Raw genomic sequence first — 17,790 nt, 5'->3', positions numbered from 1 at the left:
CTCGGCCGGAAATTCGGCAAGAGTGCCCAAGGAAATGTCATGAACGGGGAGGGACGCAAATGCGCGGTATCCTGAAGACACTGTTGATCTTTGCCGCCTTGGCGCCCGCGGGCTGCGGCAAACTGCCCTTCCTTCAGGACCGCTCGCAGGCCGAGGTGCCCGCGCCGCAGCCGCAGACCTCGCCGGAGGGGGCAGCAGCGGTCAGGCCACCGGAGGGCGCGCGCACCGCGGAACAGTTCGACACGACAACGGCCGATGAGCGCAAGAAGGCCGCTGCTGCGCCCAAGCCGGGGGGCGAGACACTGCTGGGGGAAACCGTGGCCAGCCTGGGCGATCCGGCGGCGACCGGGTTCTGGCTTGAAACACCGCTGGTGACATCGGTGCGGCAGGGCCGGGTGGAAAATCCGGCCACCGGGAAATCCTCGCAAGTGGAACTGCGCCCGATCGAGGGGGGAGGCAGCCGGATCTCGCTGGCGGCCATGCGGCTGATCGGCGCCTCGTTGACCGATCTGCCGACGCTCAAGGTCTTTGCGGGCGGCTAGGGCAGATATTTGCCCGCCTCCTTGCGCGCAAAGGGTTTCATCGCCGCGCCATGTGCGTCGAGGAAATCGCGCGCGGCTTCGGCGTCATGTTTCGACAATTCGCGAATCCACCAGGCCACGGCCTTCTGGATGAACCACTGCTGGTCAGGCACATAGCCCGCCGCCCAGGTCATCACGCGCGTCCGGGCCGCGGCCTGCTCGGGCTTGGGGAAATTCAGATGCGCAAGGGGCAGGGTGATGACCAGCGCCGCGCGTTTTGTCCAGAGGTGATCGCTGGTGGTCCAGGTTTCGACCTCGTCCAGCCTGGACAGATCCGCCATGATCCGCCGCTGGCCTGCCATGCAGGCATGATCGGCCACCGCCCAGGCGTCGAATGTCGGCACCCAGGAACAGATCAGCCGCCAGGCCTCTTCGTCGGGACGTAGGCGGGCCTGGGTCAGCAGCTTGGCAGCCAGGATGCGCGCCTCGTGGATGTCGCTGGCCCAGAGCGCCTTGGCCAGCGCAACGCGGCCCGGCACATCCATGCCTTGCCGACAGTCCTTTGCCAGGTCGTTCAGCACCGGGTTGGGTACGCCCAGGTAAACACGATCCACCTTGTGATAGCGCGCCGATCCCTCGGCGCGTTCCGCGTCGCCCTGCGCGCGCAGGGTGTCGAGGGCCTGCTCGGGTGTCACTCCACCGTCACCGATTTCGCCAGGTTGCGCGGCTGGTCGACGTCGGTGCCCTTGGCGATGGCCGTGTGATAGGCCAATAGCTGTGCGGGCAAGGCATAAAGAATGGGTGCCAGCAAGTCGGGCACCGTCGGCATCTGCACCACGCGCCAGACGTCCTGGCCCGCTGCCGCCGCGCCTTCTGCATCGGTGACGAGACAGACCTTGCCGCCACGCGCCATGACCTCCTGCATGTTCGACACGGTCTTTTCGAAAAGGGCATCCTTGGGGGCCATGACCACCACCGGAACATGTTTGTCGATCAGTGCGATAGGACCGTGTTTCAGCTCTCCCGATGCGTAAGCTTCGGCATGTATGTAGCTGATTTCCTTAAGCTTGAGTGCGCCTTCTAGCGCTAGGGGATACATCAGGCCACGCCCCAGAAAGAGGATGTCCCGCGCCTCTGCCAGCTTGCGCGCCACGCCCGCGATCACCTCGTCGCGGTCCAATGCGGCGTTGAAGGTGCCCGGCAAGGCGCGCAGACCCTTGAGGATCTCGTCGCGCGCCTCGGCTGTCAGCCGCCCGCGCGCCTCTGCCGCCTTGAGCGCCAGCAGGAGCAGGACGTTCAACTGGCAGGTAAAGGCCTTGGTCGAGGCAACGCCGATTTCCACTCCGGCATGAATCGGCAGCGCCAGGTCGCTTTCCCGCGCGATCGAGCTGTTGGGCACATTGACCACGGAAAAGATCTTGTCGGCCTTGTCCGCGCAATAGCGCAGGGCGGCCAGCGTGTCCGCCGTCTCGCCCGACTGGCTGACGAACAGCGCGGCTGTACCGGGCAGCACGGGCGGCTCGCGGTACCGGAACTCGGAGGCGATATCGACCTCGACCGGCAGGGCCGCAAGCTGTTCGAACCAGTATTTCGCGGTCAGGCAGGCGTAATAGGCGGTGCCGCAGGCGACCATCGTCAACCGGTCGATCGCGGCAAAATCGATTCCCGGATCGGGCAGGGCGATGCCCTCGTCGGTCAGGTAGGCGTTCAGCGCATTCGACAGGACCTGCGGCTGTTCCGCGATCTCCTTGGCCATGAAATGCTTGTACCCGGCCTTGTCGACGCGCGCGGCATCCATCTGGACCTTGCGCATCTCGCGGTTGACCAAGCGGCCCGCCTCGTCGCGGATTGTGACGCCTTCGCGGGTCAGCACCGCGCGGTCGCCTTCTTCCAGGTAGGTGATACGGGGCGTCAGCGGGGCCAGTGCGATGGCATCGGAGCCGACGAACATTTCCCCATCGCCATGCCCGATCGCCAGGGGCGATCCCTTGCGCGCCGCGACCATCAGGTCCTCTTCGCCGTCAAAGAGAAAGGCCAGGGCAAAGGCGCCCTCCAGCTTGTCGATGCAGGCCATCGCCGCATCGACCGGCGCCAGGCCCGTCTGCATCAGGCTGTGGGTCAAAAGCGCGATGGTCTCGGTGTCGGTGTCGGTCGCGGGGACCAGTCCGGCAGACTTAACTTCGTCCCGTAACTCTTTGTAATTCTCTATGATTCCGTTGTGAACCACGGCCACGGGGCCGGACTTGTGCGGATGGGCATTGTCGGTCGAAGGTTCGCCGTGGGTGGCCCAGCGGGTGTGCCCGATGCCCGATTTCCCCGCCAGCGGGTTGTGCACCAGCGCGTCCGAGAGGTTGACCAGCTTGCCCATTGCACGGCGCCGGTCCAGGTGGCCGTCGTGCACGGTGGCGATGCCGGCGCTGTCATAGCCGCGGTATTCCAGCCGACGCAGCGCCTCGACCAGTTGCGGGGCCACTTCGTGGGTCCCTAGAATGCCTACGATTCCACACATGTCCTCAAATCCCTCGTCTCAAAAAATTTCGCCAGGTCAGGCGCTTGCCTTCTGCTTGGCCTTTTTCGCGCGCAGCATGTTCATCAGTTTCTCCGCCAGTCCCGGCTTGTTCTCCTGCTTGCCACGCGCGATCGCCAGCGCCCCCGCCGGCACATCCGAGGTGATGGTCGATCCCGATCCTGTCATGGCACCATCGCCAACCTTGACCGGCGCGACCAGCATCGTGTCCGAGCCGATGAAGGCGTGTTTGCCGATCACGGTACGATGCTTGAACACGCCGTCATAGTTGCAGGTGATCGTGCCCGCGCCGATGTTGGTCTTTTCGCCGATTTCGGCGTCGCCGATATAGGTCAGGTGGTTGGCCTTGGCCCCCTCGTGGAGGACCGCGTTCTTGATCTCGACAAAATTGCCGACGTGCACATCCTCGGCCAGTTCGGCGCCCGGGCGCAGCCGCGCATAGGGCCCGACGATGGCGCCACGGCTGACGTGGCAACCTTCGAGATGCGAAAAGGCGCGGATGCGGGCGCCGGATTCCACCGTGACGCCGGGGCCAAAAACCACGTTCGGCTCGATCTCGGCATCGCGGCCTATCGCGGTGTCCCAGGCCAGGTGCACTGTCTCTGGCGCCTGCAGGGTCACGCCAAGTTCCAGCAGGTCTGCCCGCGCGGCGGCCTGAAAGGCGGCCTCGGCATGGGCCAGGTCGGTGCGCGAATTCACGCCCAGGGTCTCTGCCTGGGGGCAGCGGACGACAGTTGCGGTCTTGCCCTGTGCACGGGCAAGTCCCGGCACATCCGTCAGGTAGTATTCACCGCTGGCATTGTCGTTGCCGACCTTGGCCAGCATCTCGGCCAACAGGCCGGCGTCGGCCGCAATCACGCCGGAATTGCAGAGGGTTATCTCGCGTTCTTCATCGTTGGCGTCCTTGAATTCGACGATCTTGACCAGATCATCCCCCTCCATCACCAGCCGCCCATAGCGCGCCGGGTCCGCGGCTTCGAACCCCAGCACCACGACGTCATGCGTGGCGCGCGCCGCCCGCATCGCCTCCAGCGTGTCGGGCGAGATGAAGGGGGTATCGCCGTAGAGCACCACCACGTCGCCTTCGAACCCGTCCAGCTCGGGCAGCGCGATGCGGACCGCGTGGCCGGTGCCCAGTTGTTCGGCCTGTTCGACCACGGCAAGTTCGGGGTCATGGTCGCGGGCGGCCTTGGCCACCGCCTCGAACCCATGTCCGCCCACGACCACCGTCCGCTCGGGCTCCAGCGCGGCGCCAGCACGCAGCGCGTGCCAGAGCATCGGCGCCCCCGCGATCCGGTGCAGAACCTTGGGCTGGTCCGAGTTCATGCGAGTGCCCTTGCCTGCGGCAAGTACGATCAGGGCTGTGCTCATCAGGCTGCTCCGGAATTGCCTCTTTTTCGCGCCCGTTTTATCGGAGTGTCCGAGTGGCGCAAGGTGGCGTGGATCACGGCAGGTTGCGGCATGTGACAGCAGGGGCGGCAAATGAAGAAATGCGTAATCTTTGATCTGGACGGTACCTTGGCGGATACCAGCGGCGACCTGATCGCCGCCGCCAATGCCTGTTTCGAGGGAATGGGAGAGGCGGTGCGCCTTGATCCGGCCGTCGATGCAGGCGTGGCATTGCGCGGTGGTCGGCGGATGCTGACCGAGGGGCTGACGCGTGCGGGCCGCATGGACGAGGCCGTGGTGGACGCCTGGTATCCGCATTTGCTGGATTATTACGGCGCGGCGATCGACACCCATACGCGGCTGTATGACGGTGCGGTCGAGGCGGTCGAGGCCCTGCGCCGCGCGGATTACGCGGTGGGCATCTGCACAAACAAGCCCGAGGCGCTGGCCCGGGTTCTGCTGGAACGGTTGGGGGTGCGCGGGCTATTCGGCTCGCTGATCGGGGCCGACACGGGACCGACACGCAAGCCGGACGTGGCGCCCTACTGGGCGGCTGTCGAGGGTTGCGGCGGTCTGCGTGAGGCGTCCCTTTTGGTCGGCGACAGCGACACGGACCGCAAGACAGCCGCAGCGGCGGGCGTGCCCTCGGTCCTCGTCACCTTCGCGCCCGAGGGGCAGGCGGTCAGGGCGTTGAACCCGGAAGGCGTGATTGACCATTTCGAGGAGTTGTCCGGCGTTGTGCGGCGGCTGATCGGATAACCGGACAGACCGTCAGGGCGCGAGGTACAGCAGATCGGTCAGCGCGGACAGCGGCCTGGTTTCAAGCTGGCCGATGGCCCTGTCGATGGCCCGGGCGCGGTCCGGTCCCAGGATCGGGTCCGCCAGGGCGCGGTATTTTCCGGCCAGTTCCGCCTCTGTCGGCGGCGCCTCTGCATCCCAGCGCGGTTGCACCCAGTCGCCTTGTAGTATGCGTCCATCACGCAGGCGCAGCCGCACCCGTGCCAGTCGCGTGCCAGGAAAGACCGCGTTGGCATGGGCCTCTTCGGACATGATCAACCCCTCGGACAGGCGCAGGATCTCGGGGTCGCGCAGGCTGTCGCCGTCGAGATCTTCTGGACCCAAGGTTCCGCGCACCATGGCCACGGCACAGGGGAAAGAGGTCGAATACTGCGCCTCTTCGGTGGTTCGGGGACGGGCGGTGGCAAGGCGGATCGCCTCGTGAAAGCTCTCGACCTCGATCCGGTCGACCTCGCCCGAGGTCAACCCATGCGCCCGCCGCAATGCCAGCACGCCTTCGACCGGTGCCTGCGCCCAGCGGCAGACCGGGTAGGGTTTGAAATACTGCCGCAGGATACGCCAGTCCTCGCCCAATCCGGTCCAGAACTGCGGCGCCTGTTCGACCGTGATCGCGGGGGCGCCGGTAAAGCCGCGCTGCGCAAGCTGCACCGCCGAGACACCGCACATGGCGCCCCAGCCGGAGCCGTCCTTGACCATCGTCGGCCAGTCGATGCAGCGCATCATCTGGCTGCGCGGTCCATGGTATTCCGCGATCCCAAGCGCCTGCCACGTTTTTTCGGCGGACAGCCCCAGAAGGCGCGCGCCCCCCGCTGCCGCCGTCACCGCGCCCCAGCTGCCCGAGGTGTGGTAGTCGGGGCAGGTGGCGTGCTGGGCCTCGGCCACTCGGGCGCCGAATTCATATCCCATGACCAACGCGGCAAGGAAGTCCCGCCCCGAGACCCGCGCCCGGTGACCAAAGACCAGCAGCGCGGGCAGCAGGGGGCAACCGATGTGCCCCTTGGACGGGTTATAGCCGTCGTGCCCGTCGAGGCTGTCGATGGTCATGCCCGCGGCCATCGCCGCCGCCGCCGGCGCGGCGGATCGGCTGTCGAAAAGCAGCGGTGTCGTACCCGGCATGTCCTCGGCCGCGTGGTCGCGGATGATCCGCGACAGGTCTGTGCCAAGCCCGCCCGCCGCGACACCGATCAGGTCGCGCAGGCACCGTTTCGCCTGGGCCTGAACGCCTTGGGGCAAGTCGTCCCAGTACAGGGTGTGGATGAAGCTCAGGACATCGCTCATGCCTCAAGTCTTTGACCCCGTCTGCACGGATTCTGCGCGGATCGCGACAGGATTGCCCCCGGTGTGTCGGAAACGAAGGCTTTGTGCGCCGGGTTAGGTCCGATTTGAACCGGTGCGCGTGTCCTTTGGCTGTGGGAATGCTAACGACAAGCCGCAATTCCGTGAAAGGACGTGGCCGATGATTCCCGCCAGATATGCCCATGTGCTGTTCAGCCTGCTCTTGTCCGGGCTGATGTCCCTGCTGGTGTCGCTGGTCGCGACACTCAAGAACGCGGGTCTGACCGCCGATATCCTCTCGCTCTGGATGGGGGCATGGCTGTCCAGCTGGCTGCTGGCCTTTCCCGGCGTCCTGGTCATTGCACCGCTGGTGCGTCGTCTCGTGGCACGGCTGACCGTGACAGAGGATCGCTCCGCCTGATGCGCGGAGGGGAATTGACCACGCCCGGTCAAGGCGGCATCAAAGACGGATGACAGAGCGTTTTACCGGCACATTCACCCAGCAGGAGCCGATCCCCGAGGAGGCCATCGCCGCCGCAGTCGAGGTCATGCGGGGCGGACGGCTGCACCGATACAACACCCTTGCAGGAGAGACCGCGGAGGCGGCGCTGCTGGAACAGGAATTCGCCGCCCAGACAGGGGCGCGTTATTGCCTGGCGGTGGCCTCGGGGGGCTATGCGCTTGGCTGCGCCTTGCGAGCGGTGGGCGTCCAACCGGGTGAGCCGGTGCTGACCAATGCCTTTACGCTGGCGCCGGTACCGGGGGCGATTGCCGGTGCGGGCGCCGTGCCGGTCTATGTCGGCGTGACCGAGGACCTGGTGATCGACCTGGGCGACCTGGAGGCAAAGGCGGATCGCGCGCGGATCCTGATGCTGAGCCACATGCGCGGGCACCTGTGCGACATGGACCGCCTGATGGCGATCTGCGACGCGGCGGGGATCACCGTGATCGAGGATTGCGCCCATACGATGGGCGCGGCTTGGAACGGTGTCCCATCGGGGCGTCATGGCGCCGTCGGCTGTTTTTCGATGCAGACCTACAAGCATGTGAATTCCGGCGAGGGCGGGCTGCTTGTCACTGATGACGAGGAGATCGCGGCGCGCGCGGTGATGCTGTCGGGGTCCTACATGCTGTATGAACGGCACCTCGCGGCGCCGGGGCCGGAGGTCTTTGAACGGGTGAAATACACGACGCCCAATGTCTCGGGGCGGATGGACAACCTGCGCGCGGCGATCCTGCGCCCCCAGTTGCGGGCGCTGGACGCCCAGGCGGACCGCTGGAATGACCGTTATGCGGTGGTCGAGGAGGGCTTGCGCGGGACGCCCGGCCTGCACCTGCCGCGGCGGCCGCAGGAAGAGCGTTACGTCGGCTCTTCGATCCAGTTCCTGCTGCCGGGCTGGAGCGGCGAGGCGGTGCAGGACGTTCTGTCGCGCTGTGCCGCGCGCGGCGTGGAGCTCAAGTGGTTCGGCGGGGCCGAGCCCAGCGGGTTCACCTCGCGCTATGACAGCTGGCGCTATGCCCCGTCCGAGCCGATGCCACAGACCGACCGTATCCTGCGCGGCCTTCTGGACATGCGCCTGCCGCTGACCTTCAGCCTAGACGATTGCGCGCTGATCGCCCGGATCATCCGGGCCGAGGTCGGCGCGGTCTTTCAGGCGCGGGGGGGAAGGCCGCCTAGTCGATCACCGGGTCCAGCCCCATCAGCCGGCTGACCGGCGCGTGGTCGTCGGTCAGGACCATCGGCTCCTTGGCCGTCAGCACGCTGTCGATGAACTCCGGTCCCAGCGCGGCAAAGCGGATCTCTTGCGGGGCACGGGTGGTGATGGTTGAGACCGGACTGTCCTGGGCGCCCGCCAGCAGGACGAAGATCCGCCGTTCTCCCGGTTCAGGCGGGCGTGCCTCGGTCCAGACCTCGACGCTGGGAAAGACCGCGCGCAGGGTTTCCACGATGGCGGCCAGCGCATCCAGCCGGTCGGTGCTGTCGATCAGGTTCATCGCAAAGACGCCTTCCGGGGCAAGTCGGTCACGGACCAGTTCAAAGAACTCGCGCGTGACCAGGTGTTCGGGAACGGCAATATCGGTAAAGGCATCGCCGATGATGACATCAAATGGCGCGGCGCTGTCGCGCAGCGCGATGCGCGCGTCACGGTGCAGGACGGTGACGGTGTCTGGGTCGAACCAGAAATCCGCCACGGCGCGCGCGGTCACCTCCGGGTCGATCTCGGCCACGGTGATGCCGGTAATACCGCGATCCGCCCAGGCGCGCGGCACGGAGTAAGAGCCGCCGCCGATATGGAACGAGGTAAAGTCGCGATCCCCTATGCGCATCCGGGGCAGGGCGTCCAGCATGGCGGTATGGTCCGTGAACATCACGCGCGGATCTTCGCGCGCGCTGATCCCGTGGGCCAGGTGATCCAGCACCATCAGGCGCACCGGCGCCTCGGCGTTCTCGGACAATTGCACGGTGCGGATGCAGAAATAGCTGCTTTCGCGGTCGCAGACGGCGGGCAGGCGCAGCGCCGACACCGTCAGCAGCAGGGCCAGCGCCAAGGTGCCGCCCGCCGTCACCCACTGTCCGCGCGATGCGCCCGCAAGGGCTAGGCAGGCCAGGGCCGAGACCGCGTAGACCGCCGCGATCACCGTCAGCGAGGCGACCGAGCCGAGCCAGGCGACGAAGAGGAACCCGGCCAGAAGCGTGCCCGCGATGGCGCCAACGGCCCCGGCGGCGAACATCGCCCCAAGTGCCTGTTCCGATTTCTGGCGTCCGCGCATCGCCGCGACGCTGAGGATGGGCGCGGGCACTCCGGCAAAGAGCGAGGGCAGGAAGAAGGCCAGTGAGGAAATCGCCGTGATCGCCGCCAGGGGATGCGTCAGTGCGCCCAGCACCGGCCCCGCCGTGGCCCGCAGCAGCAGAGAGGCGCCAGCGGTGGCCAGCGCCGCCGCCACCATGCACCAGGCCGCCCGGCGCAGGGCGCGGCCCGTTTCCAGCACTGCGATCCGTCCACCCCACCAGTGCCCGACCGACAGGCCGGCCAGGACCACGGCGATAATGGCGGTCCAGGTGTAGAGGCTCATGCCGACATAGGGCGCGATCATGCGCCCGGCGACGATCTCGACCACCATGCTGGCGGCAGAGACCGTGGCCTGCAAAAGGATCATCAGCCAGAGCGGGGCGTGCGGGGATGTGGGTGCGGTCATGCGGCCATTAGGTCAGCCGCGCGGCGGCGGTCAAGCGGCAAGGGCACGCAGTTTCGGGCCCCGTTGTTGCAACCAAGCCCATTGACCCGACTCGCTTGCTCGCGTTAAATGAACAAGCGTTCATTACTTTGGGAGGAGCGGGCGTGTTTCTGGCGACAATGAAGTTTGACCTGGGCGAGGATGTGCTTGCGCTGCAGGAGATGGTGCACAAGTGGGCGCAGGAGCGGGTCAAGCCCATGGCGGCCGAGGTCGACCGCAGCAACGAGTTTCCCGCCGCTCTGTGGCGCGAGATGGGCGACCTGGGCCTGCTGGGGATCACCGTGCCCGAGGAATTCGGTGGCGCAGGCATGGGCTATCTCGCTCATACGGTCGCGGTCGAGGAAGTGGCGCGCGCCTCGGCCTCCGTCTCGCTCTCCTACGGCGCCCATGCCAATCTCTGCGTAAACCAGATCAAGCTGAACGGCACGGACGAACAGCGCCGGAAATACCTGCCGGGCCTGATCTCGGGCGAGCATGTGGGCGCACTGGCCATGTCAGAGCCTTCTGCCGGGTCGGATGTCGTCAGCATGAAACTGCGTGCCGAAAAGCGGAACGACCGGTTTGTCCTGAATGGCAACAAGTACTGGATCACCAACGGCCCCGACGCCGACACGCTGGTGGTCTACGCCAAGACAGACCCGGACGCCGGGGCCAAGGGTATCACCGCTTTCCTCGTCGAGAAGTCGATGAAGGGATTTTCCACCAGCCCGCATTTCGACAAGCTGGGGATGCGCGGATCGAACACCGCCGAACTGATCTTCGAGGATGTCGAGGTTCCGTTCGAAAACATCCTTGGCGAAGAGGGCAAGGGTGTGCGCGTGCTGATGTCCGGGCTGGACTATGAACGGGTCGTGCTGGCAGGCATCGGCCTGGGCATCATGGCCGCCTGCATGGACGAGATCATGCCCTACATGGTCGAGCGCAAGCAGTTCGGCCAGTCGATCGGGAACTTTCAGCTGATGCAGGGCAAGATTGCCGACATGTACACGGCGATGAATTCCGCCCGCGCCTATGTCTACGAGGTCGCCAAGGCCTGCGACCGAGGCGAGGTCACCCGGCAGGATGCGGCGGCCTGCTGTCTCTACGCCTCGGAGCAGGCGATGGTGCAGGCGCATCAGGCGGTGCAGGCGATGGGCGGCGCGGGCTTCCTGAACGATGCGCCGGTCGCGCGGATCTTCCGCGATGCCAAGCTGATGGAGATCGGCGCGGGCACGTCGGAAATCCGCCGGATGCTGGTCGGGCGCGAGCTGATGGGGGCCATGTCCTGATGAGTTGCGCCGCGCCCATGTCCGACAGGATGGGGCGGTTCCGGTGAACATGCGGCTGCTGCTCTGGCTGCCGTTGGCGGTTCTGGTGACGCTGGGCGCGGTGCTGGCCTTTCGGGCCGGCTGGATCGCGGCCAACCTGACGGAGAGCATGGCGATCGAGAGCTATGCCGCCCGCTACATGGCCGAGACCGGCGCACGGGCGGCGGATTGCACGGCGGTTCCGGGGGCCGAGGTCTGGCTGGTCATACGCTGCGGCACGGGTCAGGATCGGCGGGTCTACCGGGTGAACCGTTTTGGCGGCCTGGTCACGGGCAAACCGGCGGAGGGCGACAGGATGAAGGAGCCAAGCACATGAAATTCATTGCCTTTGCCATTGTTGCGGCCGGTCTGTCGACGCCAGCCGCGGCGCAGGACCTGGTCTTTTCCCAGCGCGCAACCGAAAGCTGCCTGGGATCGGGCGCGGAGTTCCGCAGTTGCATCGGGCTGGCAGCCGAGGCCTGCGTCGAGGACAACGGATATGCCACCATGGTCCTCAGCGGTTGCTACGCGCGCGAACTGGACTGGTGGGACGCCCGCCTGAATGACTCTTATGCCTTTGCGATCCGCTACGCGAAACAGGCCGATATCGAAAACGCAGGCTTTGGCCCCTCGCAAGAGGAGGCCCTGCGCGAGATGCAACGAGCTTGGATCACCTACCGTGACGCCAAATGTGCCTATGCCCGCAGTCACTGGGGCGGCGGAACCGGCGCCGGGCCCGCCGGTGTCGAATGCCTGCTGCGCGAGACCGCCGAACAGACCTGGTACATCGAAAGCATGGTGACGCCGGGCTGATGCTGACCTCTGCCCCCACATATGATGCGCTGCGCGCGGGCTTTCGCTGGAACCTTCCGGCGCGGCTGAACATGGCCGAACAGGCCTGCGATGCGTGGGCGCGGCAAGACCCGGATCGCGTGGCCATCCTGGATCATTCCAGCGGCACGGCGGTGAGCTACGGCGCGCTGGCGACCCTGTCGCGGCGGGTGCAGGCGGCGCTCTTGGCACGCGGCGTGGGGTCGGGCGACCGGGTGGGCGTATTGCTCAGCCAGTCGCCGCTATGCGCTGCCGCGCACCTGGCCTGCTGGCGGATGGGGGCGATTTCCGTACCGCTCTTCATGCTGTTCCGAGAGGATGCGCTGCGGTCGCGCCTGTCGGACAGCGGTGCGCGCGTGGTGGTCACGGATGCGGAGGGCGCCGGAATGCTGGCACCTTTCGACCTCGCTGTGGTGCGCGAGGAGGATCTGCCGTCCGAGGGGGCCGGAGGCCCGGCGTTTGACAGCGGGCCAGAGACCCCCGCCGTGTTGATCTACACCTCGGGCACGACGGGCACGCCCAAGGGCGCGCTGCACGGGCACCATGTCCTGACCGGGCACCTGCCGGGAGTGGAGATGAGCCATGACTTCCTGGGCCAGCCGGTGGATGTCCTTTGGACGCCCGCCGACTGGGCCTGGATCGGCGGTTTGTTTGACGTGCTGATGCCGGGACTGGCGCTGGGGGTGCCGGTGGCCGCGGCGCGAATGCGGCGGTTCGACGTCGATGAATGCACAAGGATCATCTCGGAACATGCTGTTCGGAATGTATTTTTTCCGCCAACGGCCCTGCGCATCCTGAAGGCGTCCGACGCCCGGATCACCGGGCTGCGCTCTGTTGCCAGTGGCGGCGAGCCGCTGGGGCCCGAGATGCTGGCCTGGGGGCGCGCGGCGCTGGGTGTCACGATCAACGAATTCTACGGCCAGACCGAATGCAACATGGTGGCCTCGTCCTGTGCGGCGCTTTTCGATCCGAGGCCGGGCGCTTTGGGGCGGGCGGTGCCGGGCTTTGACATTGCCGTGATCTCCGAGGACGGTGCGCCGGTGGATGGCGAAGGCGATATCGCCGTGCGGCGCGGCTGCGCCTCGATGATGCTGGAATACTGGAACCGGCCCGAGGCCACGGAGGAGAAATTCCGCGGGGATTGGCTGGTGACGGGCGATCGGGGCACGTTGGAAGAGGGCTTTATCCGTTTCGTGGGCCGCGAGGATGACGTCATCACCTCTGCCGGCTACCGCATCGGTCCGGCGGAAATCGAGGACTGCCTGCTCACCCATCCCGCTGTCGCCACTGTGGGCGTCGTGGGCAAGCCCGACCCGCTGCGAACAGAGATCGTCAAGGCCTATGTGGTCCGCAAACCGGGCGCAGAGGTCGACGCCGGGACCTTGCAGGAATGGGTGAAGGAACGGCTTGCAAGCTATTCCTATCCAAGGGAAATCGATTTTCTGGATGCCTTGCCGATGACGGTGACGGGCAAGGTGATCCGCAAGGACCTGAAAGCGCGCGCGGCGGCCGAGACCGTGCAGGATTGAACAAGGGGACAGGGACATGAAACTGCAATCGCAGGTGCTGACGGCGGGAGAGGCCTTTGAAGCCAACCGCGCGGCCCATCTCGAAGCGCTCGACCAGATCCAGGAGGCTGCCGCGCTGGCCATGTCCGGCGGCGGGGAAAAGGCGCGCGACCGGCATTTGAGCCGGGGCAAGATGCTGCCGCGCGAGAGGGTGGCCAACCTTCTCGATCCCGGATCGCCCTTCCTCGAGGTCGGAACGACGGCGGCGCATGGCATGTACGGCGGCGCGGCGCCCTGTGCGGGGGTGATTGCGGGCATCGGTCTGGTTCAGGGGCGGCAAGTCATGGTGATCTGCAACGATGCCACCGTGAAGGGCGGCACCTACTACCCGATGACCGTCAAGAAACACCTGCGCGCGCAGGAGATCGCCGAGGAAAACGAACTGCCCTGCGTCTACCTTGTGGACAGCGGCGGCGCCAACCTGCCCAACCAGGACGAGGTGTTCCCCGACCGCGACCATTTCGGGCGGATTTTCTACAACCAGGCGCGGATGTCAGCCAAGGGCATCGCCCAGATCGCCGTGGTCATGGGCAGTTGTACGGCGGGCGGGGCCTATGTGCCCGCGATGTCGGATGTCTCGATCATCGTCAAGGAACAGGGCACGATCTTTCTGGCCGGGCCGCCATTGGTCAAGGCGGCGACGGGCGAGGTGGTGACAGCCGAAGACCTTGGCGGCGGCGACGTGCACACGCGCCTGTCTGGTGTGGCCGACTACCTGGCCGAGGACGACGCCCACGCACTGGCCCTTGCGCGTCGGGCGGTGGGATCGCTTGGCGGCGGCATCCTGGCGCCGGCCTTGCAGGGCGAGGCGCCCGCCTATGACCCGGACGAGCTGCTGGGCGTGGTGCCCGCGGACCTGCGCACGCCCTACGACATTCGCGAGGTCATCGCGCGGATCGTGGATGGCTCCTACTTCGACGAGTTCAAGCCCCGCTTCGGCGAGACGCTGGTCTGCGGCTTCGCCAAGCTCGAGGGCATGGATGTCGGGATCATCGCCAACAACGGCGTGCTCTTCTCGGAAAGCGCGTCCAAGGGCGCGCATTTCGTCGAGCTATGCTCGCAACGGCGGATCCCTTTGGTTTTCCTGCAAAACATCACCGGTTTCATGGTGGGTCGCAAGTACGAGAACGAGGGCATCGCGCGCCACGGCGCCAAGATGGTGACGGCGGTGGCCACCACGTCCGTGCCCAAGGTGACGGTGTTGGTCGGCGGCAGTTTCGGGGCGGGCAACTACGGCATGGCGGGCCGCGCCTACCAGCCTCGGTTCCTCTGGACATGGCCCAATAGCCGGATCTCGGTCATGGGCGGCGCCCAGGCGGCGGGTGTGCTGGCCACCGTGAAACGCGACGCCATCGAACGGTCGGGCGGTACCTGGTCCGAGGAGGAAGAGGCCGAGTTCAAGCGCCCGACGTTGGAGATGTTCGAGGAACAGTCGCACCCCTTGTATGCCTCGGCCCGGCTCTGGGATGACGGCATCGTCGACCCGCGCAAGACCCGGCAGGTGCTGGCACTGTCCCTGCGCGCGGCGCTGAACAAACCCGTCGAAGAGACGCGCTTTGGCGTGTTCCGGATGTGATCGCGATGAGGACGGAAACCATGCAAGACATCAAGAATCTTGTCACGATCGTAAAACCGGTGGCCCCGGCGTCGGTGTTTCTTTGGGCTGAAAGTACTCCGGGGAGTGTGAGGGGCTGGCCCCTCACGGCCCTCCGCGTTGGACCGGCAGGAGGCAAGGGGCGATGACCATGTTTGACACCATCCTGATTGCGAACCGGGGCGAGATCGCGGCCCGTGTCATCCGTACCGCCCGGGCGATGGGCCTGCGCACGGTGGCGGTGCATTCGGACGTGGATGCCGAGGCGTTGCACGTGACATTGGCAGACGAGGCGGTCTGTATCGGCGGAGCGGCGCCGTCGCAAAGCTACCTGAGGACGGACCGGATCATCGAGGCAGCGCAGGCGACAAGCGCGCAGGCGATCCATCCCGGCTACGGCTTTCTCAGCGAGAATCCCGATTTCGTCGAGGCGGTCGAGGCGGCGGGACTGACTTTCATCGGCCCCTCGGCGCAGGCGATCCGGCAGATGGGGCTCAAGGACGCGGCCAAGCGGCTGATGGACGAGGCCGGCGTGCCGGTGGTGCCCGGATACATGGGCGAGGACCAGGACCCCGGTCACCTGGAGGTCGAGGCACACCGTGTCGGCTATCCGCTGCTGATCAAGGCGGTCGCGGGCGGCGGCGGCAAGGGCATGCGGCTGGTCGAGGACCCGGAGGAGTTCGTCGATGCACTGGAACGGGCCAAGGCCGAGGCGCTGACCGCCTTCGGCAATGATGCGGTCCTGATCGAGAAATACATCCAGCGGCCCCGGCACATCGAGGTGCAGGTCTTTGGCGACGGGACGCGCGCGGTGCACCTGTTCGAACGTGACTGCTCGCTGCAGCGCCGCCACCAGAAGGTGATCGAGGAGGCGCCCGCGCCCGGAATGACCGAGGAGATGCGCGCCGCGATGGGCGCCGCCGCCGTGCGCGCGGCCGAGGCCATCGGCTACAAGGGCGCAGGCACGGTGGAATTCATCGTCGATGGAGCGAACGGCCTGCGCCCCGACGGGTTCTGGTTCATGGAGATGAACACCCGCCTGCAAGTGGAACACCCGGTGACCGAGGAAATCTGTGGCGTCGACCTGGTGGAATGGCAGATCCGCGTTGCTGCGGGCGAACCCCTGCCCGCACGGCAGGAGGACCTGGCGATCTACGGCCACGCCTTCGAGGCGCGGCTCTATGCCGAGGACGTGCCGGCGGGTTTCCTGCCTGCCACGGGGACCTTGTCGGACCTCACGTTCCCCGAGGGTCTGCGCGCCGAAGCCGGCGTGCGGGCGGGCGATGCCATCAGCCCGCACTACGACCCGATGATTGCCAAGCTGGTGGCGCATGGGCCCACCCGGGCCGTGGCCCTGCAGCGACTGGCGCGGGGGCTGCGCAACAGCCGGGTGGCGGGCACGGTGACGAACCTGGCCTTTTTGGGCGCGCTTGCGGAACACGCAGGGTTCGCGCGGGGCGAGGTGGACACCGGACTGATCGCCCGCGACATCGATGCCCTGACCGCACAGCCCGAGATCACGCCGGTGATCTGGGCCGAGGCGGCGCTGACGGCACTCGGGCTGACAGAGGCCACGGGCTGGGAGACCGGCTTTGCGCTCTGGCGGCCGGAATGGCGCAGGGTGGTGCTGAAGCAGGCCGGTGAGCAGCGCGACGTGGGCGTCATGGTCAAGGGGCCGGATGCGGCGCTGATCTCGGTCGACGGGCAGGTGATTGACGCACGGCGGGGCCTGCGCGGGTGGTCCTTCGACGGCAGCCCGGCTTCCGGTGCGCACCTGGCAGAGGGGCAGGTGACGGTCTTTGCCCACTACGGGATCGGCTTTGACCTGCCCGACCCGCTGGCGCGGGGCGCCGCGGCGGCAGGGGCCCTGGACGGGGCCCTGGCGCCGATGCCCGGGCGGGTCGTCTCTGTCCATGTGGGCCTGGGCCAGGAGGTTGCCGAGGGCGACCGGCTGGTCGTTCTGGAAGCCATGAAGATGGAGCATACCATGCGCGCTGGCCGTGCTGGCGTGGTCTCGGAGGTCTTGGTGGCCGAGGGCGATCAGGTCGAGGCGGGTGCGCCGCTGGTGCTGCTGGGGGAAGACGGATGATCCGCCTGCACCACGTCCAGTACGGCCGCAGCTTTCGCGTCCTCTGGCTGATCGAGGAGATCGGCCCGGACCGGTTCGGCGGGCTGGAGGTGATCGAGCACCGCATCGGCACGCCCGAGATGCGCGAAAGCGGTCTGGCGCGCGTCTCTCCTGCGATCCGCATCCCGGCGATCGAATGGGACGGGCTGGAGATGAGCGAATCCGGCGCCATCGTGGAATACCTCTCGGAGCGGCTGGCGCCGGAACTGACCTGCGCGTCGGATCACCCGGAGCGCCCCGCCTTCCTGCAATGGCTCCACTATGCCGAGACGATGGCCAGCCTGATCGAGAACCTGAACCTGCAGATGGTTTTCCTGCGCCCGCCGGCAAAGCCTGCACCGGTGGTTGTCAAGCTGCACGTGGCGCGTCTGCGCCAGACCCTGCGCGGCATGGAAGAGGCGCTGGACGAGGCCGGTTGGCTCTTGCCCGGTGGATTCTCGGCGGCGGACATCATGATGGGGTTCAACCTTTTTGCCGCGCCTTACTATGTCGAGATGGACGGGTTTCCGCGCCTTCGGGCATATCGCGCGCGGATGGAGAAACGGGCCGGATATCGGCGGGCGGTCAAGCGTGAAGGGCCGCAGCGGTTCTATGCGCGCGACTTCTACCCGGTGCCGGAGGAGTGAACCGGAGAGA

16 protein-coding genes are annotated in these 17,790 nt (G+C 66.7%); 11 read left to right on the top strand and 5 right to left on the bottom strand.

Annotated elements, in window-relative coordinates:
• Positions 1-59: 59 nt before the first annotated feature.
• Complete coding sequence (locus tag RBB42_RS04880) at positions 60-542, top strand: hypothetical protein (RefSeq protein ID WP_305968391.1); 483 nt, start codon at positions 60-62, stop codon at positions 540-542.
• Here RBB42_RS04880 and RBB42_RS04875 read toward each other — a convergent pair.
• From RBB42_RS04875 to glmU, 3 genes are read right to left on the bottom strand one after another with little or no spacing between them, the layout of a single operon-like run.
• Positions 539-1,216, bottom strand: coding sequence for a DNA alkylation repair protein (locus tag RBB42_RS04875; protein ID WP_305968390.1), 678 nt, complete (start codon positions 1,214-1,216; stop codon positions 539-541). The two genes, RBB42_RS04880 and RBB42_RS04875, sit on opposite strands and share 4 nt — an antisense overlap.
• The gene (gene glmS / locus RBB42_RS04870; RefSeq protein ID WP_305968389.1) at positions 1,213-3,030 is read right to left on the bottom strand and encodes a glutamine--fructose-6-phosphate transaminase (isomerizing); all 1,818 of its coding nucleotides are present in this window, start codon (positions 3,028-3,030) and stop codon (positions 1,213-1,215) included. Before glmS ends, RBB42_RS04875 begins: the two co-directional genes overlap by 4 nt.
• A gap of 36 nt (positions 3,031-3,066) precedes the next feature.
• Entirely contained in the window at positions 3,067-4,419 is a 1,353-nt protein-coding gene (gene glmU, locus RBB42_RS04865; protein WP_305968388.1) for a bifunctional UDP-N-acetylglucosamine diphosphorylase/glucosamine-1-phosphate N-acetyltransferase GlmU, read from the bottom strand.
• A gap of 111 nt (positions 4,420-4,530) precedes the next feature.
• Between glmU and RBB42_RS04860 the strand changes: the two genes are divergently transcribed.
• The gene (locus tag RBB42_RS04860) at positions 4,531-5,196 is read left to right on the top strand and encodes an HAD-IA family hydrolase (RefSeq protein ID WP_305968387.1); all 666 of its coding nucleotides are present in this window, start codon (positions 4,531-4,533) and stop codon (positions 5,194-5,196) included.
• Between the two features lie 12 nt (positions 5,197-5,208).
• Here the strand turns inward: RBB42_RS04860 and RBB42_RS04855 are convergent, their stop codons facing one another.
• A complete protein-coding gene (locus tag RBB42_RS04855) occupies positions 5,209-6,513 on the bottom strand; it encodes an MmgE/PrpD family protein (RefSeq protein ID WP_305968386.1) in 1,305 nt (434 codons plus the stop codon).
• A gap of 178 nt (positions 6,514-6,691) precedes the next feature.
• On the opposite strand from RBB42_RS04855, the gene RBB42_RS04850 reads away from it, so the two are divergent.
• Positions 6,692-6,931, top strand: coding sequence for a DUF2798 domain-containing protein (locus RBB42_RS04850; protein ID WP_305968385.1), 240 nt, complete (start codon positions 6,692-6,694; stop codon positions 6,929-6,931).
• A 49-nt stretch (positions 6,932-6,980) separates the two neighbouring features.
• Entirely contained in the window at positions 6,981-8,222 is a 1,242-nt protein-coding gene (locus RBB42_RS04845) for a DegT/DnrJ/EryC1/StrS family aminotransferase (protein ID WP_305968384.1), read from the top strand.
• Here the strand turns inward: RBB42_RS04845 and RBB42_RS04840 are convergent.
• Complete coding sequence (locus tag RBB42_RS04840) at positions 8,185-9,708, bottom strand: fused MFS/spermidine synthase (RefSeq protein ID WP_305968383.1); 1,524 nt, start codon at positions 9,706-9,708, stop codon at positions 8,185-8,187. The genes RBB42_RS04845 and RBB42_RS04840 overlap by 38 nt on opposite strands.
• Positions 9,709-9,851: 143 nt before the next feature.
• Between RBB42_RS04840 and RBB42_RS04835 the strand changes: the two genes are divergently transcribed.
• The 7 genes from RBB42_RS04835 to RBB42_RS04805 all read left to right on the top strand — a co-directional run bounded on the left by RBB42_RS04835 (position 9,852) and on the right by RBB42_RS04805 (position 17,780).
• Positions 9,852-11,015: an isovaleryl-CoA dehydrogenase gene (locus RBB42_RS04835; protein WP_305968382.1), complete on the top strand. Its 1,164-nt coding sequence runs from the start codon at positions 9,852-9,854 to the stop codon at positions 11,013-11,015.
• Positions 11,016-11,064: 49 nt separating this feature from the next.
• Positions 11,065-11,370, top strand: a complete 306-nt coding sequence (locus RBB42_RS04830; RefSeq protein WP_305968381.1) for a hypothetical protein — start codon at positions 11,065-11,067, stop codon at positions 11,368-11,370.
• The gene (locus tag RBB42_RS04825; RefSeq protein ID WP_305968380.1) at positions 11,367-11,846 is read left to right on the top strand and encodes a lysozyme inhibitor LprI family protein; all 480 of its coding nucleotides are present in this window, start codon (positions 11,367-11,369) and stop codon (positions 11,844-11,846) included. Before RBB42_RS04830 ends, RBB42_RS04825 begins: the two co-directional genes overlap by 4 nt.
• A complete protein-coding gene (locus tag RBB42_RS04820) occupies positions 11,846-13,393 on the top strand; it encodes an AMP-binding protein (protein WP_305968379.1) in 1,548 nt (515 codons plus the stop codon). The genes RBB42_RS04825 and RBB42_RS04820 overlap by 1 nt, the downstream gene beginning before the upstream one ends.
• 16 nt (positions 13,394-13,409) lie before the next feature.
• Positions 13,410-15,008 carry a carboxyl transferase domain-containing protein gene (locus RBB42_RS04815; protein WP_305968378.1) on the top strand — a complete coding sequence of 533 codons (1,599 nt, stop codon included), beginning with the start codon at positions 13,410-13,412 and terminating at the stop codon, positions 15,006-15,008.
• A 169-nt stretch (positions 15,009-15,177) separates the two neighbouring features.
• Positions 15,178-17,115: an ATP-binding protein gene (locus RBB42_RS04810; protein ID WP_305968534.1), complete on the top strand. Its 1,938-nt coding sequence runs from the start codon at positions 15,178-15,180 to the stop codon at positions 17,113-17,115.
• On the top strand, positions 17,112-17,780 hold the full coding sequence (locus RBB42_RS04805; protein WP_305968377.1) for a glutathione S-transferase family protein: 669 nt from the start codon (positions 17,112-17,114) through the stop codon (positions 17,778-17,780). The genes RBB42_RS04810 and RBB42_RS04805 overlap by 4 nt, the downstream gene beginning before the upstream one ends.
• The last annotated feature ends 10 nt before the right edge of the window (positions 17,781-17,790 follow it).

It is taken from the genome of Mameliella sp. MMSF_3455, assembly GCF_030733205.1.
Classification (GTDB): Bacteria; Pseudomonadota; Alphaproteobacteria; order Rhodobacterales; family Rhodobacteraceae; genus Antarctobacter.
Note: the sequence above shows the minus strand (reverse complement) of the source record. Positions and strands in the feature narration are given on the sequence as shown.